General features: G+C 70.8%; 23 protein-coding genes and 8 pseudogenes. 19 read left to right on the top strand and 12 right to left on the bottom strand.

What is annotated here, in order from left to right; genetic code table 11:
* Nucleotides 1–191 precede the first annotated feature (191 nt).
* Nucleotides 192–1,331 carry a PLP-dependent cysteine synthase family protein gene (locus RMT89_RS36780; RefSeq protein ID WP_315888105.1) on the top strand — a complete coding sequence of 380 codons (1,140 nt, stop codon included), beginning with the start codon at nt 192–194 and terminating at the stop codon, nt 1,329–1,331.
* Entirely contained in the window at nt 1,328–2,587 is a 1,260-nt protein-coding gene (locus tag RMT89_RS36775) for an MFS transporter (protein WP_315888104.1), read from the top strand. The genes RMT89_RS36780 and RMT89_RS36775 overlap by 4 nt, the downstream gene beginning before the upstream one ends.
* Nucleotides 2,588–2,631: 44 nt before the next feature.
* Here RMT89_RS36775 and RMT89_RS36770 read toward each other — a convergent pair whose 3' ends face one another.
* A complete protein-coding gene (locus tag RMT89_RS36770) occupies nt 2,632–2,889 on the bottom strand; it encodes a hypothetical protein (RefSeq protein ID WP_315888103.1) in 258 nt (85 codons plus the stop codon).
* Between the two features lie 388 nt (nt 2,890–3,277).
* A complete protein-coding gene (locus RMT89_RS36765; protein WP_315888102.1) occupies nt 3,278–3,655 on the bottom strand; it encodes a metalloregulator ArsR/SmtB family transcription factor in 378 nt (125 codons plus the stop codon).
* Between the two features lie 120 nt (nt 3,656–3,775).
* On the opposite strand from RMT89_RS36765, the gene merA reads away from it, so the two are divergent.
* The 5 genes and pseudogenes from merA to RMT89_RS36740 all read left to right on the top strand — a co-directional run.
* Complete coding sequence (merA, locus tag RMT89_RS36760) at nt 3,776–5,209, top strand: mercury(II) reductase (RefSeq protein WP_315888101.1); 1,434 nt, start codon at nt 3,776–3,778, stop codon at nt 5,207–5,209.
* A gap of 26 nt (nt 5,210–5,235) precedes the next feature.
* Complete coding sequence (locus RMT89_RS36755; protein WP_315888100.1) at nt 5,236–5,550, top strand: MerR family transcriptional regulator; 315 nt, start codon at nt 5,236–5,238, stop codon at nt 5,548–5,550.
* Nucleotides 5,551–5,752: 202 nt separating this feature from the next.
* Complete coding sequence (merB, locus tag RMT89_RS36750) at nt 5,753–6,394, top strand: organomercurial lyase MerB (protein WP_315888099.1); 642 nt, start codon at nt 5,753–5,755, stop codon at nt 6,392–6,394.
* A gap of 108 nt (nt 6,395–6,502) precedes the next feature.
* Entirely contained in the window at nt 6,503–7,399 is an 897-nt protein-coding gene (locus tag RMT89_RS36745) for a ClpX C4-type zinc finger protein (RefSeq protein ID WP_315888098.1), read from the top strand.
* A gap of 90 nt (nt 7,400–7,489) precedes the next feature.
* Nucleotides 7,490–7,648 (top strand): annotated as a pseudogene (locus RMT89_RS36740) (FAD-dependent monooxygenase); the annotation flags it as partial.
* Nucleotides 7,649–7,738: 90 nt separating this feature from the next.
* On the opposite strand, the pseudogene RMT89_RS36735 reads toward RMT89_RS36740, so the two are convergent.
* Nucleotides 7,739–8,375 (bottom strand): annotated as a pseudogene (locus tag RMT89_RS36735) (NAD(P)/FAD-dependent oxidoreductase); the annotation flags it as partial.
* Between the two features lie 34 nt (nt 8,376–8,409).
* A complete protein-coding gene (locus RMT89_RS36730; RefSeq protein WP_315888097.1) occupies nt 8,410–8,823 on the bottom strand; it encodes an arsenate reductase ArsC in 414 nt (137 codons plus the stop codon).
* A 103-nt stretch (nt 8,824–8,926) separates the two neighbouring features.
* On the opposite strand from RMT89_RS36730, the gene RMT89_RS36725 reads away from it, so the two are divergent.
* The 5 genes and pseudogenes from RMT89_RS36725 (at nt 8,927) to RMT89_RS36705 (ending at nt 12,160) form a co-directional block, all read left to right on the top strand.
* Entirely contained in the window at nt 8,927–9,241 is a 315-nt protein-coding gene (locus RMT89_RS36725) for a metalloregulator ArsR/SmtB family transcription factor (protein WP_315888096.1), read from the top strand.
* 36 nt (nt 9,242–9,277) lie between these two features.
* Nucleotides 9,278–10,060, top strand: coding sequence for an aquaporin (locus tag RMT89_RS36720; protein WP_399498646.1), 783 nt, complete (start codon nt 9,278–9,280; stop codon nt 10,058–10,060).
* A pseudogene (locus RMT89_RS36715) lies at nt 10,057–10,442 on the top strand (FAD-dependent oxidoreductase). Before RMT89_RS36720 ends, RMT89_RS36715 begins: the two are co-directional and overlap by 4 nt.
* 34 nt (nt 10,443–10,476) lie before the next feature.
* Nucleotides 10,477–11,091 carry a MerR family transcriptional regulator gene (locus RMT89_RS36710; protein ID WP_315888095.1) on the top strand — a complete coding sequence of 205 codons (615 nt, stop codon included), beginning with the start codon at nt 10,477–10,479 and terminating at the stop codon, nt 11,089–11,091.
* Between the two features lie 58 nt (nt 11,092–11,149).
* Complete coding sequence (locus tag RMT89_RS36705) at nt 11,150–12,160, top strand: bile acid:sodium symporter (protein ID WP_315888094.1); 1,011 nt, start codon at nt 11,150–11,152, stop codon at nt 12,158–12,160.
* 88 nt (nt 12,161–12,248) lie between these two features.
* Here the strand turns inward: RMT89_RS36705 and RMT89_RS36700 are convergent, their stop codons facing one another.
* Both RMT89_RS36700 and RMT89_RS36695 read right to left on the bottom strand, forming a co-directional pair.
* Nucleotides 12,249–12,626 (bottom strand): metalloregulator ArsR/SmtB family transcription factor, encoded by a 378-nt coding sequence (locus tag RMT89_RS36700; protein WP_315888093.1) that lies wholly within the window; start codon nt 12,624–12,626, stop codon nt 12,249–12,251.
* Between the two features lie 48 nt (nt 12,627–12,674).
* The gene (locus RMT89_RS36695) at nt 12,675–12,845 is read right to left on the bottom strand and encodes a hypothetical protein (protein ID WP_315888092.1); all 171 of its coding nucleotides are present in this window, start codon (nt 12,843–12,845) and stop codon (nt 12,675–12,677) included.
* Nucleotides 12,846–12,950: 105 nt separating this feature from the next.
* Here RMT89_RS36695 and RMT89_RS36690 point away from each other — a divergent pair, with 105 nt between their 5' ends.
* On the top strand, nt 12,951–14,321 hold the full coding sequence (locus RMT89_RS36690) for an NAD(P)-binding domain-containing protein (RefSeq protein ID WP_315888091.1): 1,371 nt from the start codon (nt 12,951–12,953) through the stop codon (nt 14,319–14,321).
* A 45-nt stretch (nt 14,322–14,366) separates the two neighbouring features.
* Here RMT89_RS36690 and RMT89_RS36685 read toward each other — a convergent pair whose 3' ends face one another.
* A complete protein-coding gene (locus RMT89_RS36685) occupies nt 14,367–15,161 on the bottom strand; it encodes an AraC family transcriptional regulator (RefSeq protein WP_315888090.1) in 795 nt (264 codons plus the stop codon).
* Between the two features lie 73 nt (nt 15,162–15,234).
* On the opposite strand from RMT89_RS36685, the gene RMT89_RS36680 reads away from it, so the two are divergent.
* Together RMT89_RS36680 and RMT89_RS36675 are read left to right on the top strand one after the other, a co-directional pair.
* The gene (locus RMT89_RS36680; RefSeq protein ID WP_315888089.1) at nt 15,235–16,053 is read left to right on the top strand and encodes a phytanoyl-CoA dioxygenase family protein; all 819 of its coding nucleotides are present in this window, start codon (nt 15,235–15,237) and stop codon (nt 16,051–16,053) included.
* Nucleotides 16,050–16,316, top strand: coding sequence for a hypothetical protein (locus RMT89_RS36675; protein WP_315888088.1), 267 nt, complete (start codon nt 16,050–16,052; stop codon nt 16,314–16,316). The genes RMT89_RS36680 and RMT89_RS36675 overlap by 4 nt, the downstream gene beginning before the upstream one ends.
* Here RMT89_RS36675 and RMT89_RS36670 read toward each other — a convergent pair.
* Together RMT89_RS36670 and RMT89_RS36665 are read right to left on the bottom strand one after the other, a co-directional pair.
* Complete coding sequence (locus RMT89_RS36670) at nt 16,310–17,275, bottom strand: glycoside hydrolase family 6 protein (protein ID WP_315888087.1); 966 nt, start codon at nt 17,273–17,275, stop codon at nt 16,310–16,312. The genes RMT89_RS36675 and RMT89_RS36670 overlap by 7 nt on opposite strands.
* 112 nt (nt 17,276–17,387) lie before the next feature.
* Nucleotides 17,388–17,951 (bottom strand): annotated as a pseudogene (locus RMT89_RS36665) (xylosidase); the annotation flags it as partial.
* Between RMT89_RS36665 and RMT89_RS36660 the strand changes: the two are divergent.
* Nucleotides 17,951–19,081: pseudogene (locus RMT89_RS36660) on the top strand (ricin-type beta-trefoil lectin domain protein); the annotation flags it as partial. The pseudogenes RMT89_RS36665 and RMT89_RS36660 sit on opposite strands and share 1 nt — an antisense overlap.
* 8 nt (nt 19,082–19,089) lie before the next feature.
* Nucleotides 19,090–19,305, top strand: a pseudogene (locus RMT89_RS36655) (cellulose-binding protein); the annotation flags it as partial.
* A 119-nt stretch (nt 19,306–19,424) separates the two neighbouring features.
* Here RMT89_RS36655 and RMT89_RS36650 read toward each other — a convergent pair.
* A complete protein-coding gene (locus RMT89_RS36650; RefSeq protein ID WP_315888086.1) occupies nt 19,425–20,588 on the bottom strand; it encodes a X2-like carbohydrate binding domain-containing protein in 1,164 nt (387 codons plus the stop codon).
* Complete coding sequence (locus tag RMT89_RS36645) at nt 20,524–21,396, bottom strand: GDSL-type esterase/lipase family protein (protein ID WP_315888085.1); 873 nt, start codon at nt 21,394–21,396, stop codon at nt 20,524–20,526. Before RMT89_RS36645 ends, RMT89_RS36650 begins: the two co-directional genes overlap by 65 nt.
* Between RMT89_RS36645 and RMT89_RS36640 the strand changes: the two are divergent.
* Nucleotides 21,368–21,544: pseudogene (locus RMT89_RS36640) on the top strand (sugar ABC transporter permease); the annotation flags it as partial. The gene RMT89_RS36645 and the pseudogene RMT89_RS36640 sit on opposite strands and share 29 nt — an antisense overlap.
* A gap of 11 nt (nt 21,545–21,555) precedes the next feature.
* Nucleotides 21,556–22,465: pseudogene (locus RMT89_RS36635) on the top strand (carbohydrate ABC transporter permease).
* A gap of 29 nt (nt 22,466–22,494) precedes the next feature.
* On the opposite strand, the gene RMT89_RS36630 reads toward RMT89_RS36635, so the two are convergent.
* A partial coding sequence (locus RMT89_RS36630; protein ID WP_399498650.1) for a substrate-binding domain-containing protein occupies nt 22,495–22,672 on the bottom strand: 178 nt, incomplete at its 5' end.

The raw sequence follows: 22,672 nt of genomic DNA, 5'->3' as shown, positions 1-22,672 counted from the left end.
GAGCCCCGCCCGTCTTCCACCGGGCAGTCCCGGTCCTCGCTCGGCGTGTGGCGGACCTGATCGCTCGGTGAGCCGCGCTTTGGGCGCGCGGTACACCCGTGCGCCCAAAGCGCGGCGGCAGCGTCCACCCCCCTCATCCCCCCGTACGACCGGCAGCCGCACCGTGCCGCCGGCCGCAGGAGGAGCACGCCATGAACCAGTTCACCCACACGCCTGTCCCCGCATCCCCGGCCCAACTGCTGGCCAATACGAAACGCCCGACCCACACCCCCGCCGGCCTGGTCGGCGACACCCCCGTCTTCTGGATCGGCGAGCCGTTCACCGCCACGGGGCGCGGTTTCTGGACCAAGCTCGAAGGACACAACCCCGGCGGCATCAAGGACCGCACCGCCCTGCACATGGTGCGCGCCGCCCGCGAGCGCGGAGAGCTGCTGCCCGGCGCCCGGATCGTCGAGTCCACCTCCGGCACCCTCGGGCTCGGCCTGGCCCTCGCCGGCGCCACCTTCGGCCACCCGGTCACCGTCGTCACCGACCCCGGCATGGAACCGCTCATGACCGGCCTGCTCACCGCGTACGGCGCCGACGTCGACCTCGTCACCAACCCGCACCCGGACGGCGGTTGGCAGCGGTCCCGCCGCGACCGCGTCGAGGAACTGCTCGCCGTCCATCCCGACGCCTGGTGCCCGGACCAGTACCACAACCCCGACAACGTGGCCGCCTACGCCCCGCTCGCCCACGAACTCGTCGCCCAGCTCGGCCGCATCGACACCCTGGTCGTCTCCGTCGGCACCGGCGGCCACTCCGCCGGCATCGCCTCCGTGCTGCGCGGCTTCTTCCCCCGGCTGCGGGTCGTCGGCGTCGACACCACCGGCTCCACGATCTTCGGCCAGCCCGCCGCAAGCCGCCTGATGCGCGGCCTGGGCAGCAGTATCTACCCCCGCAACGTCGCCTACGACCTCTTCGACGAGGTCCACTGGGTCGCCGCGCGCGAAGCCGTCTGGGCCGCCCGCACCCTCGCCCGCCACCACTACGCCACCGGCGGCTGGAGCGTCGGCGCCGTCGCCCTCGTCGCGCGCTGGCTCGCCCGTACCCTGCCGGCCGAGAACCGGATCGTCACCGTCTTCCCCGACGGCCCGCAACGCTACGTCGGCACCGTCTTCGACGACGTCTACTGCCACGAGCACGGTCTGCTCGGACACCTGCCCGCCGACGACCCCGACGAGATCAGCCATCCCGGCGAACGCGTCGTGACCCGCTGGACCCGCTGCACCCGCATCACCGACCCCCTCGCCACCGCCGACGAGCACGCACTCGCCGGAGCGGCCCGATGAAGCACCTGTGGCACCAGACCCGCTCCTTCCCACCCGCCGTACGCCTGTTGATGGCCAACCAGTTCGCCATCAACCTCGCCTTCTACATGCTCATGCCCTACCTCGCCGCCCACCTCGCCGGCAGCCTCGGCCTCGCGGCCTGGGCCGTCGGTCTCGTGCTCGGTGTGCGCAACTTCTCCCAGCAGGGCATGTTCCTCATCGGCGGGACCATCGCCGACCGCCTGGGCTACAAGGCGCCGATCATGGCGGGCTGCCTGCTGCGCACGGTGGGCTTCGGCCTGCTCGGCTGGGTCGACAACCTCCCCGCCCTGATCGCCGCTTCGGCCGCGACCGGCTTCGCCGGCGCCCTGTTCAACCCCGCTGTCCGTGCCTACCTTGCCGCCGAGGCGGGTGAGCGGCGCGTGGACGCGTTCGCCACGTTCAACGTCTACTACCAGGCCGGCATGCTCCTCGGCCCGCTCGTGGGACTCGCCCTGCTGGCCGCCGACTTCCGACTCGTGTGCGCAGCAGCCGCCGCCATCTTTGCGGCCCTGACTCTGTTCCAATGGCACGCCCTGCCTGCACGCCGCGGCACCGCGTCCGGATCAGCACCGGTACCGGAGGGTGTGTTGGCGCAGTGGCGCACGGTCGTGTCGAACCGGCCGTTCCTCCTCTTCGCCATCGCCATGATCGGCTCGTACGTCTTGACGTTCCAGGTCTATCTGGCGCTGCCGCTGGCCGCGGCCGACGCTCTGGGGGCAAGCGGTACGGCGGTCACCAGCGGCCTGTTCGTCATCTCGGCCGCCGTCGCCGTCCTCGGCCAACTCAGGCTCACGGGCTGGGCGAAGCGGTGCTGGACCCCAGCGCAGGCAGTCGTCCGCGGCCTGGCTGCGATGGGGATGGCCTTCCTGCCCCTCGCGCTGACCCCACCCGGTGCCCGCGCCGCCGCCCTCGCCTCCCTCGTCGCGGCGGTCGTCCTGCTCGCGGCGGGCAGTGCGGTGGTCTACCCGTTCGAGATGGACACCGTGGTCACCCTCTCCGGCAACCGCCTCGTCGCCACCCACTATGGCCTCTACAACACCGTGTCAGGGGTGGGCATCACCCTCGGCAACCTCGTCATCGGAGCCCTCTGGGACTTCGCCGAACGACACGAAGCCCTCTGGCTGACCTGGTCCGCACTGACCTTCACCGGTCTCCTGTGCGCGGCCGCGGTGGCCACCCTGGCCCGCAGTGGACGCCTCGCCGCCCGACAACGGGAACCGGTGCTTTCCTTCTGAGTTCGGTGGGGATTGCGGCATCTACCGCCGAGCGCGGGAGGCCCTCATGTGTCACCGCAACGCTCCGCTGACTCCCACCGGGAGCTGCGTCTGGCCTGGTGCGTGATCGAGGACGGGAAGTCCTCGGCCGCCAGGTCGGCAAGGACCTCGGCGGTGCTGCGGCCGTGGGCGGCGGACGCGGAATGCGCATCGGAACGGTCCGGTGCGTTTCCGGTGGTCGCGACGTGGCGCAGCACCGCCTGCTGGGCGCTGCGCGGCCCGCCCGCCGCGGCCCGCCGTATCCAGGGGCGGACACTCGCCATCGCCGGCGGTGTCCAGCGCACGCTGACGGTCCGACACGCTGGGGGCGCTTTTCGACGGTTCCGTCGGGCGCCCGGAACTGGCCGCGGGATCCAGGTGCCTCTGGCCGGTGGGCGGGCAGCACACGTCGCGCCCTGCGCGGCGGCGATGGACGAGGGCGGTGACGGTGGCCGCCAGGAGCAGGACCGCGGCGGCGATGACCCAGGGGTTGCCCAGGAAGCCGCCCAGCGCACGGAGGGCACCCGCGGCGATGAGACCGGGCCCGGCACAGCAGACGATGATCAGGACGGCGGCGCCGAGCCCGGCGGCGACCATGCCGGCACCAGACGGCTCGCAGTCGCGACGCGAGGCCCGGTGGGTGGCGGGCATGGCGGTGGTGCTCCTAGCTGGTCAGCCCTGGCCGGCGGGGATGCGGGTGCAGCAGGTCAGGGCGGCGGCGTTGTCCGCCGCCAGCGAGCGGGCCAGCACGACGAGGTCCGCCACACGCGGGTCGCCGACGGAGTAGCGCAGCTTCTTCCCGTCCCGGCGGGCGGTGACGTAGCCGCAGTCCACGAGGCAGGACAAGTGCACCGAGACCCGGGGCTGTGAGATCGCGGCGTGCTCGACGCACTCGGCGGAGGTGCGCTCGCCGTCGAGGATGAACTCCAGCAGCTTCAGCCGGGTCGGGTCGGACAGGGCGCGGAAGAACTTCGCCACGGTGTCGGTGTGCGAGCACGCGGTGGCCCCGGCCTGCGCCAGGCCGGGCGACGGGATGGTATGCGCGGTCACGGTCGTCCCTTTCCACCTGGATCTATTCGCCTGTCCGCATAGTATGGTGGCAGTCTGGTATTCGGCAAGGCGCATAGCAGCGCGGAACGGTTCTGGGCCCGGTACGGAGGAGGGGAAGTCGTGACCAGTGCGAAGAGCGGATACGACCTGGCGGTCATCGGGTCGGGCGGGGCGGCGTTCGCCGCGGCGATCGCGGCCCGCACCAAGGGCGCGCGTGTGGTGATGGTCGAGCGCGGCAACATCGGCGGTACCTGTGTGAACACCGGCTGCGTGCCGTCCAAGGCGCTGCTGGCCGCTGCCGAGGCCCGGCACATCGCCCTGGGCCAGCCGTTCCCCGGCATCCGCACCGAGGCCGGGCCGGTGGACGTCCCCGCCTTGATCGGCGGCAAGAAGGCCCTGGTGGACGACATGCGCCAGGACAAGTACGAAGATCTGGCGGGCGAGTACGGCTGGCAGATCCTGCACGGCACCGCGACCTTCACCAGCGGGGCCGATGGTCCGGCCCTGCGGGCGGCTCTCGACGGCGGAGGAACCACCACGATCGAGGCCGCGCACTACCTGATCGCCACCGGTTCCGCCCCGTGGGCGCCGCCCATCGCCGAGCTGGAGGAGGCCGGGTACCTGACCTCCACCACCGCGATGGAGCTGGAGCGCCTGCCACAGTCACTGATCGTGATCGGGGGCAACTACATCGGCCTGGAGCAGGGCCAGCTCTTCGCCCGCCTCGGCGCGCAGGTCACCGTCGTGGAGGCGCTGGAGCGGCTCGCCCCCTTCGAGGAGCCCGAGATCAGCGAGGTGATCGAACAGGTCTTCCGCGACGAAGGAATCGGCGTGCACACCGCGACCACCGTCAGTGCCGTAAGCCGCGAGGAGCACGGATACGTGCTCACGGCGCTCAGCGGCGGCCGGGAGGTCGAACTGCGCGCCGAGCAGCTACTGGTGGCCACCGGCCGCCGCCCGGTCACCGACGGCCTCGGCCTTCAGGCGGTGGGGGTCAAGACCGGCGAGCGCGGCGAGATCGTGGTGGACGAGCACCTGCGCACCCATCACCCCCGCATCTGGGCCGCAGGCGATGTCACCGGGCACCCGCAGTTCGTGTACGTCGCCGCCGCCCACGGCACCCTGGCCGCCGGCAACGCCCTCGACGGCGCCGCACGCACGCTGGACTACCGCCACCTGCCCCGTGTCACCTTCACCACCCCGGCCATCGCCGCGGTCGGCCTGACCGACGCCGAGGCGATCGCCCAGGGATACGCCTGCGACTGCCGTGTGCTGCCGCTGCGGTACGTGCCCCGCGCCCTGGTCAACCGCGACACCCGCGGCCTGATCAAGCTGGTCGCCGAGCGCGGCAGTGGCCGCCTGCTCGGCGCGCACGTCATCGCCGACGGCGCCGGAGACGTCATCGCCACGGCCGTGTACGCGCTGGCCAACCGGATGACCGTGGAGCAGATGGCCGACCTGTGGTGCCCGTACCTGACCATGGCCGAGGGACTGAAGCTGGCCGCCCAGACCTACACCCGCGACGTCGCCAAGCTCTCCTGCTGTGCCGGCTGAGCCGCCCACCCCATCCGGAGCCGATCATGGAAGCGAGCGCGAGCACGCCGCGCCTGCGGCCGATGACGGTCGGGGACCTGTCCCGCCGCACCGGCGTCACCGTCAAAGCCCTGCGCGAGTACACCGACCTCGGCCTGATCTACACCCTCGGCCGCAGCCCGGCAGGCTACCGCCTGTACGACCCCGACGCCCTGCGGTGCGTGCGTTTCATCGGCGAACTGCGCGGCCTGGGCCTGACCATCGCCGAAATCCGCGAGCTGACCGTCGCCCGGGCGGACGCGCAGGGCAGCCGGCCGGCTCGCACCTGGCCGACCTGCTGCACCGCTCCCGCGAACGCCTGAGGCAGCGCATCGCCGCCCAGCAGCAGATCCTCGACCGCATCGAGCAATTCGAAACCGAACACCACCAGCACCTCGCCCAGGGCGAACTGTGCTGGGCCGGCCATCCCCGCCGCTGCGACGCGCGGACTTGACCCTCACCCCGGGGGCAGACCCTACGGTCCCGCACATCGGACACCACCCGACCCGCTGGAGGCAACCCGCCATGGACACCGACACCCGGCAGTTCACCACCCGCTTCCTCGACTCCCTCAGTAGCGCCCCCGGCCTGCAGATGTGGCTCGTGCGCCCGCTGCAGACACTGCTGGTGACCGGCGAACCGGTCACCCTCGCCGCACTCGCCGCCCGGACCGGACGCACCGAGGCCGCCATCCGCGAGGCCCTGGCCACCATGCCGGACGCCGAGTACGACGCCGCGGGCCGCATCATCGGCTTCGGCCTCACCTTCAATCCCACCCCGCATCGCTACGAGACACACGGCCGCACCTTCTACGCCTGGTGCGCGCTGGACGCCCTCGGCTTCCCCGCCGTGCTCGGCCGCACCGCCCAGGTCACCTCCGCCTGCCGCGCCACCGGCGAACCGGTCCGCCTCACCGTCACCCCCAACGGGCCCACCGACATCGAACCGCCCACCGCTGTCGTCTCGATCATCACCCCGGACAGGCCGACCTCGGTCCGCTCCTCCTTCTGCAACCAGGTCCACTTCTTCGTCAGCGCCGACGCCGCCAAGGGCTGGCTCGCCGACCACCCCGACGCGCGCGTCCTGCCTGTCGCCGACGCCTACGAGGCCGAACGCCCGGTCATCGAGGAGATCATCGCCGCCGACCCCTCGCCCGACGGCTGCTGACCCCGCGGGCCGCCGGGCCCCGGCGGCGCCTCGCGGGGCACCCCCGCCTGCGCGATAGATGACAACAGGGGTTGTCACCCGGCTTGATGACAACCTACGGTTGTCGACATGAGCCCAGAGCCCACCGTGGAACAGCTCATCCAGGCGGCCCACGAGCGTGCAGCAAGTGGCGACCCGCTCGACCTGCTCGACGCCGTCCTCGCTGTGACCGGCGACCTCGCCGGTCGTACGGACGCGGCCGTCGACCAGGTCGTTCGGCAGGCCCGCGACGCCGGGTACTCCTGGACCGTGATCGGCGAACGCCTCGGCGTGTCCCGCCAGGCCGCCCGCCAGCGGTACGCCGACCGTGTCGCCCGGACATCCGCCACCGTCGGCCTGATCCGCGGCCGTGACGTGCAGGCCGCCGTGGCCACCGCGCTCGCCGCCGCCGAGGCCGACCACCTCGCCGAGGCGGGTACCGAACACCTCCTGCTGGGCCTGCTCACCGACGGGGTCGCCGCCGCCACCATGGAACAGCTCGGCATCACCCGCGACAAGATCCGCGACGCGAGCCACCGCCTCTTCGACTACCCCACGCAACCCGCCGGTGCGGGCAGGCCCGACTTCTCCGCCGAGGCCCAAGCGGCCCTGCATGACGCCGAGCAACTTGCCACCGAAAGAACCCCCACATGCGCGCCGGTCGTGGTCAGAACACCGCAGTTGCTCGCGGTTATCGCGACCAATCCGGGCTCCCGGGCCCGCCGCGTGCTCAACGACCTCGGCGTCGACGTGGCGGACATCAAGCGCCGACTCCACTGCTACATCAACGTTCCTCGCACCGTTTTCGGGCGTCGCACCCGCCACAAGCGGCGGCCCGAGGAACCCTCCGCCCGTTGCTCCTTCTGCGGCGAGCCGGGGAACGACGAGCGCCGCCTCGTTGCCGGCCCCGACGTGTGGATCTGCGCCGACTGCGTCACGCTGTGCGGCGAGATCCTCGCTCAACCCGCGGGGGCGGGCTCCGCGTAGCGCGCTGAAGACGAGGCTCGGGCGGCGGCGCTCGGCGAGGACGAGCCCGCACGGGCTCCCGGCGAGGCGTTCGAGCACTACCGTGGATCCATGACCCTGGATGTGCTGGTGGTCGGCGCGGGGCCCACCGGGCTCGCACTCGCCGCACAACTGCGTACGTACGGCGCGTCATTCCGGATCGTCGACCGCGCTCTCGACCGGGTCCACGAGTCGCGCGCACTGGGTGTCCAACCTCGCACCCTGGAGGCGCTCGCCGGGTTCGGGGTGACGGACGAGCTGGTCGCTCGCGGTAACCCTGCGATGCGGTTGAGGATGCACCTGCCCGGGCGTGTGGTGCAGATGCCGTTGTTCGACCTCGCTGTTCCAGGCGAAGGAGATCTTCGGGTCGGTGAAGGCGCGGTCCTGCATGGCCTTGGAGGCCCGAAGGGTGTCGCGGCGGTGGATGATGGTCACGGACTTCGCGAAGCGGGAGAGGAAGGTGGCTTCCTCCATCGCCGTGTCGCCGCCGCCAACCACCACGATGTCGTGCTCGCGGAAGAAGAAGCCGTCGCAGGTCGCGCAGTACGACACGCCTCGGCCGGAGAGCGCGTCCTCGCCGGGCAGGCCCAGCTTGCGGTGTTGTGAGCCGGTCGCCACGATGACGGCCTTGGCCCGGTGGACCGTCCCCGTCGAGTCGGTGACGGTCTTGACGGCGCCGGTGAGGTCGGCCTCGACGATGTCGTCGGGACCAGCTCGGCGCCGAAGCGTTCGGCCTGGGCCCGCATGTTGTCCATCAGGTCCGGTGCTCGGCCTGGGCCCGCATGTTGTCCATCAGGTCCGGGCCCATGATGCCGTCGCGGAAGCCGGGGAAGTTCTCCACCTCGGTCGTCTGCACCAGCGCGCCGCCGGCCGTGACCGTACCCTCGAAGACCAGCGGCCTCAGCGAGGCGCGGGCGGTGTAGAGGGCAGCGGTGTAGCCGGCGGAGCCGATGACGATGACGTTTCGTCCGCGGTCGTGTCGGTCGCCGTGCTCATGCCTGGGGCTCCGGCGCGATCTCCTTGATCAGGCCCTCTACCAGCACCTTGATCTCGTCCCGGATCGGGCGCACGGCCTCGACGCCCTGGCCCGCCGGGTCCTCCAGCTGCCAGTCCAGGTACCGCTTGCCGGGGAAGACGGGGCAGGTGTCGCCGCAGCCCATGGTGATGCAGACGTCCGACTCCCTCACCGCGTCGACGGTGAGCATCTTCGGGACCTCGGCGGAGATGTCGATGCCGACCTCGGCCATGGCCTCGACGGCCGCCGGGTTGACGTTGTCACCCGGGTTGGAGCCGGCGGAGCGGACCTCGACACGGTCCCCGGCCAGGTGGGTCAGCCACGCGGCGGCCATCTGGGAACGGCCGGCGTTGTGGACACAGACGAAAAGCACGGAGGGCTGGTCGGACATCAGGAGGTCTCTCTTGATCTCGCGCCTGGCAGGCGACAGAGGAGGGCACACGCACCTCAGCGCCCGGTGGTGTCAGTCACCACTGATGTGAGAGTATCAGCGCATGCTGACGTCAGTCGACACTGATCTGATGCGGGCCCTGGCGGACCCGCTCCGCCTCCGGATCGTCACCCTGCTCGCCAAGGAGACGCTCTGCAGCACGCACCTGATCGAGGAGACGGGGGCCAGACAGACCAACCTCTCCAACCATCTGAAGGTGCTGCGCGAGGCCGGGGTCGTGGAGACGGAGCCCTGCGGCCGGTTCACCTACTACCGGCTCAAGCCCGACGTCATCGCCACCCTCGCCGGTCAGTTCGCCGACCTCGCGGAGACCGCGCGCGCCACCGCCGAGAACAGCGTCAAGCGGTCCTGCCCCTGATACCCGCCGCTCCGGCGACTGCACCGAGGAGTCCTGTTGACCGCCACCGAGGCCACCGAGCACGACAGAGCCGGGGAGGCCGCCACAGCCGCCGGCATCGAGCCGCGGCCCGCGCCGGGAGCCACCCCGCCGCGTAACCCCCTGGTCGCCCGCGCCGCCGCCGAACTCATAGGCACGGCGCTGCTGGTGGCGGTGGTGGTCGGCTCCGGCATCCAGGCCACCGAACTCACCAAGGACGTCGGCCTGCAGTTGCTGGCCAACTCCACGGCCACCGTCTTCGGCCTCGGCATCCTGATCCTCCTGCTCGGCCCGGTCTCCGGCGCCCACTTCAACCCGGTCGTCACCCTCGCCGAATGGTGGACGGCGCGACGCGGCGGCGCCGGGGTCACCCTGCGCGAGGCCGCGGTGTACGTACCCGCGCAGATCGTCGGCGCGATCGCGGGCGCCATCCTGGCGGACGCGATGTTCGGCAAGCCTCTGGTGGAGTGGTCGACGCACGACCGGTCGGCGGGGCACCTGCTGCTCGGCGAGGTCGTCGCCACCGCCGGCCTGATCCTGCTCATCTTCGGCCTGGCCCGCACCGACCAGCTGCGCTTCGCCCCGGTGGCCGTCGCCTCCTACATCGGTGCGGCCTACTGGTTCACCTCCTCGACGTCGTTCGCCAACCCGGCGGTGTCCATCGGCCGCGCCTTCACCGACACCTTCGCGGGCATCGCGCCGGGTTCGCTCCTGGGCTTCATCGGCATGCAACTCGTCGGCGGCGTGGTCGGGCTGGGGCTGGTGGCCCTCATCTTCATGCGCGGGCGATCGGCCGAGTGACCAACAGGACGCAGGTGGTGGTGATCGGCGGTGGCCAAGCGGGGCTCGCGGCCGGCTACCACCTGCGCCGCCTCGGCCTCGACTTCGTCATCCTCGATGCCCAGGCCGCGCCGGGGGGCGCCTGGCAGCACACCTGGGACTCACTGCGTCTGTTCTCCCCGGCCGCGTACTCCTCCGCCCGGCCCTTTCCCACCTCTCCCCGCTCCACCTCCGAGGCCGGCGCGGCCACATCGCCACCGAGGGCACGCGGGCGGTGGACGAGCCACGCCTGTATCTGCTCGGCTACGGCGACTGGACCGGACCCGCCTCCGCGACGCTCATCGGTGTGGGCCGACCGGCCCGGGACGCGGCCCGTGAGGTCGCGAGCATGCTGCGGGCTTGACCTTCCAGCCGACTCGAAGGTTTACGTTCGAGGCATGAGCACTCTGCGGATATCCCAGCTGGCCGAACGCTCCGGCGTTCCGGCGTCCACGCTGCGGTTCTACGAGACGGCGGGGCTCCTGCCGGCCGAGCGCACCGCGTCCGGCTACCGCCTCTACGACGAGGAGTCGGTGGAGCGCCTGGCCTTCATCTCCTCCGCCAAACTGCTGGGGCTCGCACTGGAAGACATCCGCGACCTGCTCGACGTGCGGGACACGGGGGTGTGCGCGGCGGTACGGGCCCGGATGGTGCCCCTGGTCGCCGAGCGGATCGCCGACGCGGAACGGCGTGCGGCGCAGCTGACGGCGTTCTCCGACCGCCTCACCGACGTGCACGAGCGGCTGGCCGGTCCGGCACCTTCGGGTGCCTGCGGTCCGGACTGCGGCTGTACCGGTGAGGGCGGGGCGCCGGGCCCGGTCCTGGTGGAGCTGTCGCCTGCCCGCCCGCCGGCACCGGGCCACATTCCCGCGAAGGCGGGGGAGTCGTGGCGGGAGGCACCGGTGGCCTGCACCCTGGGCGGCGACGAACTGGCGGAGCGGACCGTGCAGTGGCGGGCCCCGGTCGCCCGGGCCACCCCGCACGGTCCCGGCTCCCAACGTTTGTCACAATGAACCACGCCCACCAGGGGTTCAGCCACACTGATCAGCACAATCAAAGGGGTCGGACACCGTGTCGCAGGAACAGCGCGGCCTGGTCGAGCGGATGGAAGACCACCAGGTCGCGATCTACCTCGGCGCCATGGCTCTGGGCGGCCTCCTCGGCTGGGCGGCGCCCGCCGCCGGCCCGGGCCTGGAGCACGCCGTCACCCCCGTCCTCGGCGCGCTGCTGTTCGTCACCTTCCTCCAGGTGCCGGCCAAGGATCTGCTCCGCTCGCTGCGCGGCGGCCGGTTCCTGTCCGCCGCGATGACCGTGAACTTCGTGGTCGTACCCCTCGTCGTGGCGGCCCTGTTCACTTTCCTGCCCTCGGACCAAGCGGTCAGGGTCGGCGTCCTGCTCGTCCTGTTGTGCCCCTGCGTGGACTACGTGATCGTCTTCAGCGGACTGGCCGGCGGCGACAGCCGCCGCCTCCTGGCCGCCACCCCGCTCCTGCTCGTCGCGCAGATGCTGCTCCTGCCCGGCTTCCTGTACCTGTTCATGGGCCCGGATCTCGGGAGCATCGTCAAGGCCGGCCCGTTCCTCGAAGCCTTCCTCTTCCTGATCGTCATCCCGCTCGCCGTGGCCTGGGCCCTGCAGGCGTGGGCCACGCGACGTCCAGCCGGCCAGACGGTCTCCGACGCCGCGACCACCACCATGGTGCCGCTGATGGCAGCCACCCTGATCACCGTCGTCGCCTCCCAGGTCCCCAAGCTGAACGGCCGCCTCGGCGACGTGGCGGCCGTCATCCCCGTCTACACCGTCTTCCTGATCGCCATGGCCTTCACCGGGCGCGTGGTGGCACACCTGTTCCGGCTCGACGCTCCTGCGTCCCGGGCCGTCGTCTTCACCGGCGCCACCCGCAATTCGCTGGTCGTCCTGCCGCTCGCCCTCGCACTGCCCGACGATCTGGCCGTCGCCGCCGTCGTGGTGGTCACCCAGACCCTCGTCGAGGTCATCGGCATGGTCGCCTACGTACGCCTCATTCCACGGCTCGTCCCGGACACGGACACGGGCCCGGACCGGGCAACGGCCACGACCGGCTGACCTGCCGTCCTGACCGGCGACACCAGCCGCGCTGCGAGCCGGACCCCGGCCACCCAGGTCCAGCGACGGGCCGTGAACAGTGCTTTGGTCAGGCCACAGCCGACGCGTTGGTGAGCAGCTGTCCCATCGTGGCGAGCACGGACGGCTCGACCCGGTAGTAGACCCACGTGCCGCGTCGTTCGGAGGTGAGCAGCCCGGCCTCTTTGAGCTTCTTCAGGTGGTGGGAGACGGTCGGCTGGGAGACGCCGACGTCGGAGATGTCGCACACGCACGCCTCGCCGCCCTCGTGCGAGGCGACCGCGGAGAACAGCCGCAGCCGCACCGGGTCGCCGAGCGCCTTGAACATCTGCGCGGCCACCTCGGCCTCCGCCGCGCTGAACGGTCGCTCGGTCAGCGGCGGGCAGCACGGCGCCAGGGCCTGACTGTCGGCGGGCTCTGTCAGCGGCAGTACCTTGGCATTCGACATACGTCTATGTTGGCACATGTCGAACCAGTCGGGCGGGGCGCGGAGCGGTCAGTCCCGGGCGAGGTGGCGTGCCGGCCGCCGTGCGGCGCGGTCGGCCTCCCGGCCCGCGCCGCGCAGGGAGGGGGAGGACAGGCCGGCGCCGCCCGATCGGACGCCTCCAGCATCACTGGCTCGATGCCCCGCCGCCGTGGAGCGTGGGCAGACGTCGACATGCTCCATGAAAGAGACCAGGTTCGATGAATGTCTATGTTGACGCTTATCGAATCAGGTGTCATGCTGGCCGCGCGAGCCATCGACAGATGTCGAAACACCGAGGAGTCGACCGTGAACGCGCCTGCCACCACCGAGCTGCCCGTCGTCGTGATCGGAGCCGGCCCCGCCGGACTCGCCGCCGCGGCCCACCTGGTCGACCGCGGCCTCACCCCGCTGGTCCTGGAAGCCGGCCCGGTCGCCGCCGCGGCGGTACGCGAGTGGTCGCACGTGCGGCTGTTCTCCACCTGGGGCGAGGTCGTCGACCCGGCCGCCGAAAAGCTGCTGGCCCCCACCGGCTGGGTGAAGCCGGACGCCGCCACCTATCCCTCGGGCGGGGACTGGGCCGAGCGGTACCTCCAGCCGCTCGCCGACGTCCTCGGCGAGCAGCTGCGCTTCGGCGCCACCGTCACCGGCGTCTCCCGTGCGGGCCGGGACCGGATCGTGGACGCCGACCGAGATGCCCAGCCGTTCGTCGTCCACATCGCCCACGCGGACGGCCGTGAGGAGCGGCTGTTCGCCCGTGCGGTGATCGACGCCTCCGGCACCTGGACCACCCCCGGCCCGGCCGGCGGCAGCGGCCTTCCGGCCCTCGGCGAGAAGGCCGCGTCCGACCGGATCACCTACCGCGTGCCGGACCTGAAGGACCCGGCCGTGCGGGCCCGGTACGCGGGCAAGCGCACCGCGGTCATCGGCTCCGGGGCCTCCGCCTTCACCGCGCTCGCACACCTCGCAGACCTCGCCGCGACCGACGACGGGGCCGGCACCAAGGGCGTGTGGATCCTGCGCCGGGGCATCTCCGGCTCCACCTTCGGCGGCGGCGCCGCCGACCAGCTGCCCGCCCGCGGGGCCCTCGGCCTGGCCGCCAAGGCCGCCGTCGACGACGGCCACGCCGACGCGGTCACCGGCTTCCGCACCGACGCCATCGAGCGCGAAGCCGACGGCCGCCTGGTGCTCGTCGGCGAGGACGGCCGCCGGCTCGACCCGGTCGACGAGGTCATCGTCCTGACCGGCCTCCGCCCCGACCTCTCCTTCCTCTCCGAGCTCCGCCTCGGCCTCGACGAACGCCTCCAGGCCCCGACCGCGCTGGCCCCGCTCATCGACCCCAACCAGCACTCGTGCGGCACCGTCTACCCGCACGGCGTCAACGAACTCTCCCACCCGGAGAAGGACGTCTACCTCGTCGGCATGAAGTCCTACGGCCGCGCGCCCACGTTCCTCGCCATGACCGGCTACGAGCAGGTCCGCTCCATCGCCGCATCGATCGCCGGAGACCAGGAGGCCGCCGAGCGGGTCGAGTTGACCCTGCCGGAGACCGGCGTCTGTGGCGGCGCGGGCCTGTTCGACGACCCCGAGGCCGCAGAGGGCGCTGAAGGCGGCGGCTGCTGCGCGGCCCCCGCCACGCTCCAGATCGGCGCCCCGGCCACCGTCTCCGGCGGCTGCTGAACTCCCCACCCACGCCAGGCGCCGCCGGGAAGGTGACTGTGACCGTCAACGGGCCGGGAGGAATGGTGCTGGCTCCCCAGCCCCCCGGATGTCACGCGGGCTCGCGCCGAGCTCGCGGCGGCAGGCCTTGTTGAAGGCCTGGAGATCGGCGATGCCCACGGCCGCGGCGATGGCGGTGATGGACAGGGTGGACGACAGCAGGAGATGGCGGGCGCGTTGCAGGCGTCGGTGCCGGATGTACGACACCACCGTGAAGCCGGTCTCGGCACGGAATACGCGCGTGAGGTGCGTGTGGGAGATTCCCACCGCGCGAGCGATGCCCGGTACGGACAGCGGGTCGGCCAGGTGCTCCTCGACGTAGGCCTGTGCGGCGGCCACGAAGGGGTGGTGGCGCCCCGCTCCGGCGTCCCTGGGCAACTCGGCGATGCGCCACAGCGCGGCCCAGACCTCGGCGGTGGCTCGCGGGGGAGAGGTCGGCATGGCCGCCACCGCGTGCCGGAGCAGCTCGGCGAGGCGGGTGCTCTCGGCCGCTGCGTCCTGCATCACCGGGACCACCCGCGCGGCTCCGCCTTCGTGCAGTCGCAGATGGACGTAGAGATGCTCCGACCTGCCCCGGTAGCGAAAGTGCACCTCCGTGTTCGGCGGCACGAGGCTGACGTGGCCGGGGCGGATGGGGTGGACCGACTGACCGAGGGACAGCGTGCCTTCGTAGTGGTAGAGGTGCAGCTGCCACAGGTCCGGCAGCCGGAAGACGTCGTGGGTGGTGGAGACGCCGTGGATCCCGATGCCGGCATTGACCACGGTGGGCGGCTCGTCGAGCCGTAGGGTCGCGTGCTTCACGAGGACGGAAAATTACCAGCAGTGGATGATTTCAGCCCACGACCGATCCTGACCGGGCACGTACGTTCGTCGCATGCCAACCACCAAGCAGCTCCTGACATCGGTTCAGGTGGCGCGCTTCGTCGCGCAGGGATTTCTGCGTCTGGACGCAGTGGTGCCGCGGGAGATCAACGAACGGGCCGTAGCGACCTTGGCCGAGGGCCTACCAGAAGTGCCCTACGGCACTCCGCTGGGCAAGGCGTTCGCGCAGGACACCTTCGTCCACGAGTTGCTCGACCTGCCGGTCGTCGCAGGCGCCGTCGAGAGCCTGGTCGGCCCCGAGCCGACGGTCGACCACCACGCGGTGCATGTGCGCGAGCCGCACGAGGGACAGGCGCAGCCCCTCCACGCAGACGCCATCATCGACGTACGGCCCGACGCGTTCGACATCCAGCTCATGTACTACCCGCACGAGGTGACCGCCGACATGGGCGGCACGCTCAGCGTGCCCGGAAGTCATCTGCGCAGGATCAACGAGACGGACGTCGGCCGCGTCCAGAACCTCCGGGGGCAGACGCGGCTGACCTGTCCGGCGGGCACGGTCGTCCTCCTGCATCACGGCATCTGGCACGGCGGTCGCCGCAACGACACCGCGCGCCGTCGCTACATGTACAAACTCCGCCTCAACCCGACCGTGCCGCAGGTGTGCCTGTGGGACACCTCCGACCTGCACGACCCGGCCGTGACCGCGGAACTCCACACCTACTTCCCCTGGTACGAGCAGGCCGGAGCCCGGCTGGAGATCTACCACCGGGTCCTGCTGTGGCGGGCCCTGACCGGCGACGAGTCGTTCGACATCGAGTACTGGGTCACGCGCGTCAGCAACCGGCCGGCCCTGAGGAGTCACGCATGAGACAGCAGGTTCTCGTCCTCTACCTCTCGACGTCGGCGCTAGACTCCGATGTGGTGGGCTGGTCCCGCTACGACGGGACCGCCCGGACCAGCCCGACGACCGGTGACAGCGACGAGCCGCCCTATCCGACCGGGCTTGCCGCGCTGCACGACGGGTGGCGTCTGTTCCAGGCCGCCCAACTGCTGCCGCCGCAGCCCGGCCACGAGTACGACGTCTCCTTTCTCAAGCACGAGTTCCTCTTCGAGAAGCTGGAGGATCAGTAGCCGTAGATCATCTTGTAGGCGGCCTCGGGGAGGAACTGTCCGGCTGAAGAGCCGGTTCCGGCGCCGCAGTTGCCGTCGGACTCACCCGGGACCTTGATCCACAGGAGCATCTCGGCGCCTCCGCCCAGCCGGGTGGGGGTGCCGATACGGCGGCCCGACGGGTTGCACCACTGGCCGTTGGAGCCGTTACCGTTGCGGCTGGTGTCCACGACGAACGGCTTGGTGTAGCCGTACCGGGCGCCCAGTTCACTGTTGACGGCGTTGCCGTACGCGGTGTTCTCGGCCGTGGTCAGGTAGTTGGAGACGTTGAGCGAGAAGCCATGGGCTTGTTGGAGGCCGGCTTCGTGAAGGCGCCGGGCCATGGTCGCCGCGCTCACCCAGGCCGGGTTACCGGCGTCGAGATAGACCCAGGTGTTGGGGGCTTGGCGGTTGAACTCGGCGAGCGCGCCGGTGAGCATGCTCTCTCGTTCGTCGATCTGGGCCTGGGTCATGCAGCCGTAGTCCCCGAGGGAGTCCGGTTCGAGGACGACGACGGCCGGGCGGCCCGCGATCCCGCCCGCGAACTGGGCGATCCAGTTCCGGTAGGCGGACGGCGAGGACGCTCCGCCCGCGGAGTGCCCGCCGCAGTAGTCGCGGTTGTAGATGTTGTAGGCGACCAGGATGGGCAGCTTGTCCCGGGCGTCCGCGGCGCCCACGTACGCGCCGGTGGCGCTGCCGATGGTGCCGCTCCAGGAGCCGAACCAGCGGGCCGTCGGGGTGCCCGCGACGGAGGCGTTGATCGCGGGCGCCCGGCCGTCACCGGGGTTGGCGGCGACCCACCGTTTCGCGCTGGAGTCCGGGTCCACGTAGAACCCGTTGGTCATGGTCGTCGGGTCGGCCGCGTGGGCGGACGGTGCGGCGGCGAGCGCCAGCGGCAGCGAGGAGAGCGCTGCCATGAGTGCGAGCAGTCTGCGGCGCATGACGGTACCTCGGTTTTCTGACGGGGATGCGTCCGATGGGCGGCGGCGAGCGTGGGGAGCGCCCCCTCGGAAGCGCTCGGGTGAGGGGTTGGTGGTGCGCGCTTCCTTTCGTTCAGGGCGTGGACAGCTCGAACCGCGTGACGCGGACCGCGCCGCCGAGTGCCCGCGTGGCGTGGTTGAAGAGGGCGAACCGGTAGCCCATGAAGAACCGCCAGTCGTTGCCCATGGAGAAGGCGGGTCCGAGGCGGGTGAAGGTGGTGCCGTCGGTGCTGTAGGAGAAAGTCCCTGGGCGGGCGGCGCCCGGGCGGATGTCCGCGCTCGCGCGCAGCCAGACGCGGCCGCCTGACACGGACACGCTCGCGACCTCGGTGCCCGTGCCGGTGGTGTTCCAGTTGCTGTCCATGGTCAGCCCGTTGACCATCACCAGCCTCGTCACGCCGCCGTCGCGCTTGACGCCGATCCAGGCGGAGGAGTCACGCAGCAGCGCGAGCCCGGCGAGGTCGCCGTCCCGCATCGCGGAGTGGTCGAGGTGGACGGTGGCGGTGGAAGCGGGTCCCTGGATGCGGTGGGTGAGGGTGTTGCGGGCCCAGTAGAGGTCGTGGGTGACGGTCGCGGTCCGCAGGGTCAGGCCGTTGTTGATGGACCACTTGGTGTTGTCCGGGTTGTGGTTCCACTTCGCCCAGCGGCACCCGTGACGAGCAGGTCGCCCGGTTCACACTCATGCGCGACGCCCTGCGCGCCACCGGACGGCCGATCGTCTACAGCATCAACCCCAACAGCCTGCACGCCATCACCGGCGCCACCTACAACTGGGGCGAGGTCGCCGACCTGTGGCGGACGACCGAGGACCTGCTCGACATCTGGCAGAACGGCAACACCAACAGCTATCCGATGGGCGTCGGGAACGTCCTGGACGTCACCGCGCCGCTGGCGGCGCAGGCGGGCCCCGGACACTGGAACGACCCGGACATGCTGGTCGTCGGCCGCCCCGGCCTCTCCCTGACCCAATCCCGCTCCCACTTCGCCCTGTGGGCGCTGCTGGGCGCCCCGCTCATGGCCGGCAACGACATCCGCACCATGTCCGCCGACGTGAGCACCATCCTGCGCAACCCGCGTCTGCTGGCGGTGAACCAGGACTCGCTGGGCGCGGGCGGACGAAGGGTGCGTGACGACGGCAGCACCGAGGTGTTCGCCAAGCCCCTGGCCGACGGCTCGGTGGCCGTAGGCCTGTTCAACCGGTCCGGCGGCACCGCGACGGTCACCGCCACCGCCGCACAAGTCGGACTGTCCGGCGGGCAGTTCACCCTCACCGACCTGTGGACCGGTAGCACGTCGAGCACGTCCGGACAGATCTCGGCGAGCGTCCCCGCGCACGGCGTGGCCGTGTTCAGGGTGACCGGTGGCAGCCCGCTGACCGCCACCACCTCGCGGCTGCGCGGCACCGACTCCGGCCGCTGCCTCGACGTGGACAACGCCTCCACCGCCGCCGGAGCCACGGTGCTGCTCTGGGACTGCCACACGGCAGCCAACCAGCTGTGGACCACCTGGGCCGGCGGTGAGATCCGCGTCTACGGCGACAAGTGCCTGGACGCCGACAACCAGGGCACCACCAACGGCACCCGGGTCATCACCTGGCCCTGCAACGGCCAGAACAACCAGAAGTGGACCCTCGGCGCCGACGGGTCGATCCGCAACGTCCACGCCGGGCTGTGCCTCGACGCCAACGGGGCCGGCACTGCCAACGGAACCCCGCTGGTCCTGTGGACCTGTAACGGCCAGGCCAACCAGAAGTGGACCCGCCCGTGAGGAACCGCGCAGCCATGTCGTACGCCCTGGCCTGTTCCCGCGCGACGGTCTTCCGCGCGGTCGCGGTCCAGAGCGGCGGGCAGCTCAGCGGATGCAGCGGCGGCACGCAGCCCATCGCCTACCTCGGCGTGCACGGCCTCAGGGACAGCGTCCTCGGCATCGCCGGCGGACGGACGATGCGGGACAGGTTCGTCAGGAACAATGGCTGCACCGCCCAGAACCCGCTTCCAGGCCGCCCACACCGGCAACACCACGCCGCCGGGCTCCTCCACCCTCAACGGCACTGCCTGCGGCTGAGCACTGTGCCCGCCCGGGAGCCTCCCGGGCGGGCACCGGCCTCAGGTCAGGACGTCGAGCCGGTTACGGTGCCTCCCGACTTGGTCACGTGGTATGTCGTCGTGGCGCCGCTCCAGAAATGGAAGGTGAGCTTTACGCGTTCGTTCTCCTTGATCGCGTCGAGGAAGGCGGGGGTCAGACGGATGGCCTTCTTGGCGTAGTCCGGCGCGAAGGCGGTGTTGAACTGCTGGTACGACGTCCAGTCGGTCGGGCCGGCGTTGGTGCCGTCGGCGTAGGTGGCCTGCATCGTCGCCAGTACGTCGCCCTGGAACCGGGTGGGGATGCGGAACGACGTGGTCGCACCGGTCGTGTTCGACTGCACCGGGGTGTCGTAGGTGACCACCTGGATGCGCCAGGGGACGCCTCGGGAGAACTCGGCCCTCAGCGTCGCGTTGACCCCGTGGGAACGGTCGCCGACGAGCCGGGTGAGTGCGGCCGCCTTCAGGGTGAGCCGGTTGCCGGAGAGGGTGTAGTCCCTGCCGCTCACCAGCTCGGTGGTGCCCTGCTTGAGCGCCGTGAAGGGGGCGCCGTTCAGGTTCAGGGTGAGTGAACGGTCCTTGACGGGGCCGGACTTCGGTACGAATACGCGGTCGGAGGAGGCTGTCGCCGAGCGCGTCGTCCAGCTCGACTTGATCTGGCCGAACAGCCCCGCGTCCTTCCACTTCATCTTGCCGCGGTCGTAGAACGAGCCGTTGTCCCACAGCACGGTGGTGACCTTGTTGGTGCGGGCCGCGTCGCCGAGCGCCTCGAAGTACTTGAGCATCTCGCCGCGTTCCACGGCACCGGGGCCGTGGTCGTAGCCGAGCAGGCCGTACTCGCCGAGGACGACGGGGATGCCCTGGGCCACGAAGGTGTCACGCATCCGCTTGAACGTCTTGTCCAGATCCCCCCGCGCCTGCGCGTCGAACCGGGTGGAGCCGGCGAGGTTCACGCTGAACGGGAAGTAGCCGTAGTAGTGCACGGTGGCGATCAGCCGGGGGTCGCGCAGCGACTTGATCGTGGTGGCCAGGTTGTTCTGGAAGATCGAGCGGGTGTCTCCTTCCAGTGGCTGCCGGCGGGCAGAAGGTTGCCGTGTTTCACAGAAATCACACAGGCACGGGGAATTGTCACCAGCTTGTCGGCAGACCGGCGATGAACGAGGTGAGCCGGTCGGCGATGACTCGGTCGTCACGGGCCGAGTAGTGCCAGTCGCAGCCGAGGAAGTCCAGGCCCGAGTCGTCGAGGAACCAGTAGCGGACCCCGTTGTCGCCGGCGTCGTTGCGTGCCTTGACCACCTGCTGGACGTGACCGGCGTACTGGCCGGCTCCGACGGCCACGATGGTCGTCCCGGCCCCGTAGCGCGTGCGCAGCTTCTGGAGGAACTCGCCGTAGGCGCTGCGGTAGCCGGCCGCGAGGCTGTCGGGCGTCCACGGCTCACCGGGGTTGACGGCGGTCGAGAAGTCGTTGGTGCCCAGGTTGACCACCACGACCTGGGGGCGCCAGGTGCCCGGGTTCTGCCAGACGTCGCCGGACACGTTCAGCAGTGCACGGTCGTAGAAGGTCCGGTACGTGACGTCCGGTTGGCCTCCGTTGTAGTTGCGCACCATGCCAAGCCCCGAGTAGCCGTTGATCTGGTAGTCGGCGTTCAGTTGCCGGGCGGTGAGGGCGCCGTAGCTCACATCGGAGTTGGTGGTCCGCTTGACCTGGTCCCAGGTGCAGGTGCGGGAGGTCGAGAGGTTGCCGTAGCCCACCGTGAGGGAGTCACCGATGAACTCGATCTGACGGCTGCGGGCGGCCGGTTTGCTCAGTACGGCACCGCCGGGTGCGGCGACGAAGCCTCCGAACGTGCTGGTGTCGCCCGGGGTGTCGTTGCGCTTGACGAGCCGGACGGTGTGCGTGCGGTCCTCCAGGCCGTTGATCCAGTGCGTGGTGTCGCCGGGCGTCACGAGCGTGGCGACGGTGGCTCCGTCGGGCGCGGGAGCCGCAGAGGTCCTCGACACCTACGTATGGAACATGGGAATCCAGAACGGCGACTTCAGCTACGCGGCAGCGGTCGGCCTCGTCAAGGGGCTCATCGGCGTCGCTCTCGTCCTGGGCGCGAACAAGTTCGCGCACCTTCTGGGCGAGCAGGGGGTGTACAAGAAGTGAGTCTCAACACCATGCTCATCCGCAGTCTCAAGGCGCCGCCCCGGCCGGTGTGGGAGGAGCCGCCCAGCAAGGCCGGGCTCACCGCGAAGGGCGGCCTGCTGCTCCTGTGCTGCCTCGGCGTACTCGGGCCGCTGTGGATCGTCATCGTCACCAGCCTCTCCCCGAAACCGGTGATCGACCAGGCCGGCGGCCTGGTCGTGATCCCCCGCGGCATCACCTTCATCAACTACACGGAACTGCTCAGCGGCGGCCAGGTCAGCCGGGCGATCATGGTCTCGGTCGGGGTCACCTTCTTCGGCACCCTGTTCTCCATGGCGGTCTCGGTCCTCGGCGCCTACGGCCTGTCCCGGACGGGGAGCCTCGGGCACCGGTTCTTCCTGATGACCATCATGGCCACCATGTTCTTCGGGGCCGGCCTCATCCCGACGTACCTCCTGGTGCAGGCGCTCGGCCTCACCGACACCTATCTGTCGCTGATCCTGCCGAGCGCGGTCAGCGTCTTCAACGTCCTCGTCCTGCGGGCCTTCTTCATGGGGATCTCCCCCGAACTCACCGAGTCCGCCCGCATCGACGGGGCCGGCGAGCTGCGGATCCTGCTGACCATCGTCATACCGCTGTCGCGGGCGGTGATCGCGGTCATCTCCCTGTTCTACGCGGTCGGTTACTGGAGCGCCTGGTTCAACGCCTCCATCTACCTCACCGACCAGGAGATGCTGCCGCTGCAGAATGTGCTCATCCAGCTGGTCCAGAAGAACCGAGGCGCCGACCGGCCTTCAGCAGGCGGTCCGCACCGGTCAACTCTCCTCCCTGGGACTGCAGATGGCCGTCATGGTGCTCGCCCTGATCCCCGTCGCGGTTGCCTCCCCCTTCGTCCAGCGGCACTTCAAGAAGGGCATGCTGACCGGAGCGATCAAGGGCTGAATGGCGGGGGCCGCAGGGGGACGTACTGGTCAGGAAGCGGTCGGTCCCGAGCTCGCCCGGACCGTCAATTCGCGGGCGATGAGGACGACTTCGTCCTTGCTCCGGCCTTCCAGCTTGGCGACGAGGTGTGCCACGGCGTGCCGTCCCATGTCCTGGGCGGGGATGGAGACGGAGGTCAGGCGTACCGAGGCCTGGACGGCGACCTGG

Origin of the sequence: Streptomyces sp. P17 (assembly GCF_032436805.1) — a bacterium.
Taxonomy (GTDB): Bacteria; Actinomycetota; Actinomycetes; order Streptomycetales; family Streptomycetaceae; genus Streptomyces.
This window is presented reverse-complemented; position numbering and strand designations above follow the sequence as displayed.

Excerpts from the sequence above, each read along its gene's own strand:
- RMT89_RS36670 (WP_315888087.1), bottom strand. The coding sequence starts at position 17,275 with ATGCGCCGCAGACTGCTCGCACTCATGGCAGCGCTCTCCTCGCTGCCG.
- RMT89_RS36695 (WP_315888092.1), bottom strand. The coding sequence starts at position 12,845 with ATGGAGCATGTCGACGTCTGCCCACGCTCCACGGCGGCGGGGCATCGA.
- RMT89_RS36680 (WP_315888089.1), top strand. The coding sequence starts at position 15,235 with ATGCCAACCACCAAGCAGCTCCTGACATCGGTTCAGGTGGCGCGCTTC.
- RMT89_RS36745 (WP_315888098.1), top strand. The coding sequence starts at position 6,503 with ATGAGCCCAGAGCCCACCGTGGAACAGCTCATCCAGGCGGCCCACGAG.
- RMT89_RS36755 (WP_315888100.1), top strand. The coding sequence starts at position 5,236 with ATGGAAGCGAGCGCGAGCACGCCGCGCCTGCGGCCGATGACGGTCGGG.
- RMT89_RS36780 (WP_315888105.1), top strand. The coding sequence starts at position 192 with ATGAACCAGTTCACCCACACGCCTGTCCCCGCATCCCCGGCCCAACTG.
- RMT89_RS36730 (WP_315888097.1), bottom strand. The coding sequence starts at position 8,823 with ATGTCCGACCAGCCCTCCGTGCTTTTCGTCTGTGTCCACAACGCCGGC.
- RMT89_RS36710 (WP_315888095.1), top strand. The coding sequence starts at position 10,477 with ATGAGCACTCTGCGGATATCCCAGCTGGCCGAACGCTCCGGCGTTCCG.
- RMT89_RS36675 (WP_315888088.1), top strand. The coding sequence starts at position 16,050 with ATGAGACAGCAGGTTCTCGTCCTCTACCTCTCGACGTCGGCGCTAGAC.
- RMT89_RS36700 (WP_315888093.1), bottom strand. The coding sequence starts at position 12,626 with ATGTCGAATGCCAAGGTACTGCCGCTGACAGAGCCCGCCGACAGTCAG.
- RMT89_RS36775 (WP_315888104.1), top strand. The coding sequence starts at position 1,328 with ATGAAGCACCTGTGGCACCAGACCCGCTCCTTCCCACCCGCCGTACGC.
- RMT89_RS36725 (WP_315888096.1), top strand. The coding sequence starts at position 8,927 with ATGCTGACGTCAGTCGACACTGATCTGATGCGGGCCCTGGCGGACCCG.
- merB (WP_315888099.1), top strand. The coding sequence starts at position 5,753 with ATGGACACCGACACCCGGCAGTTCACCACCCGCTTCCTCGACTCCCTC.
- RMT89_RS36770 (WP_315888103.1), bottom strand. The coding sequence starts at position 2,889 with ATGGCGAGTGTCCGCCCCTGGATACGGCGGGCCGCGGCGGGCGGGCCG.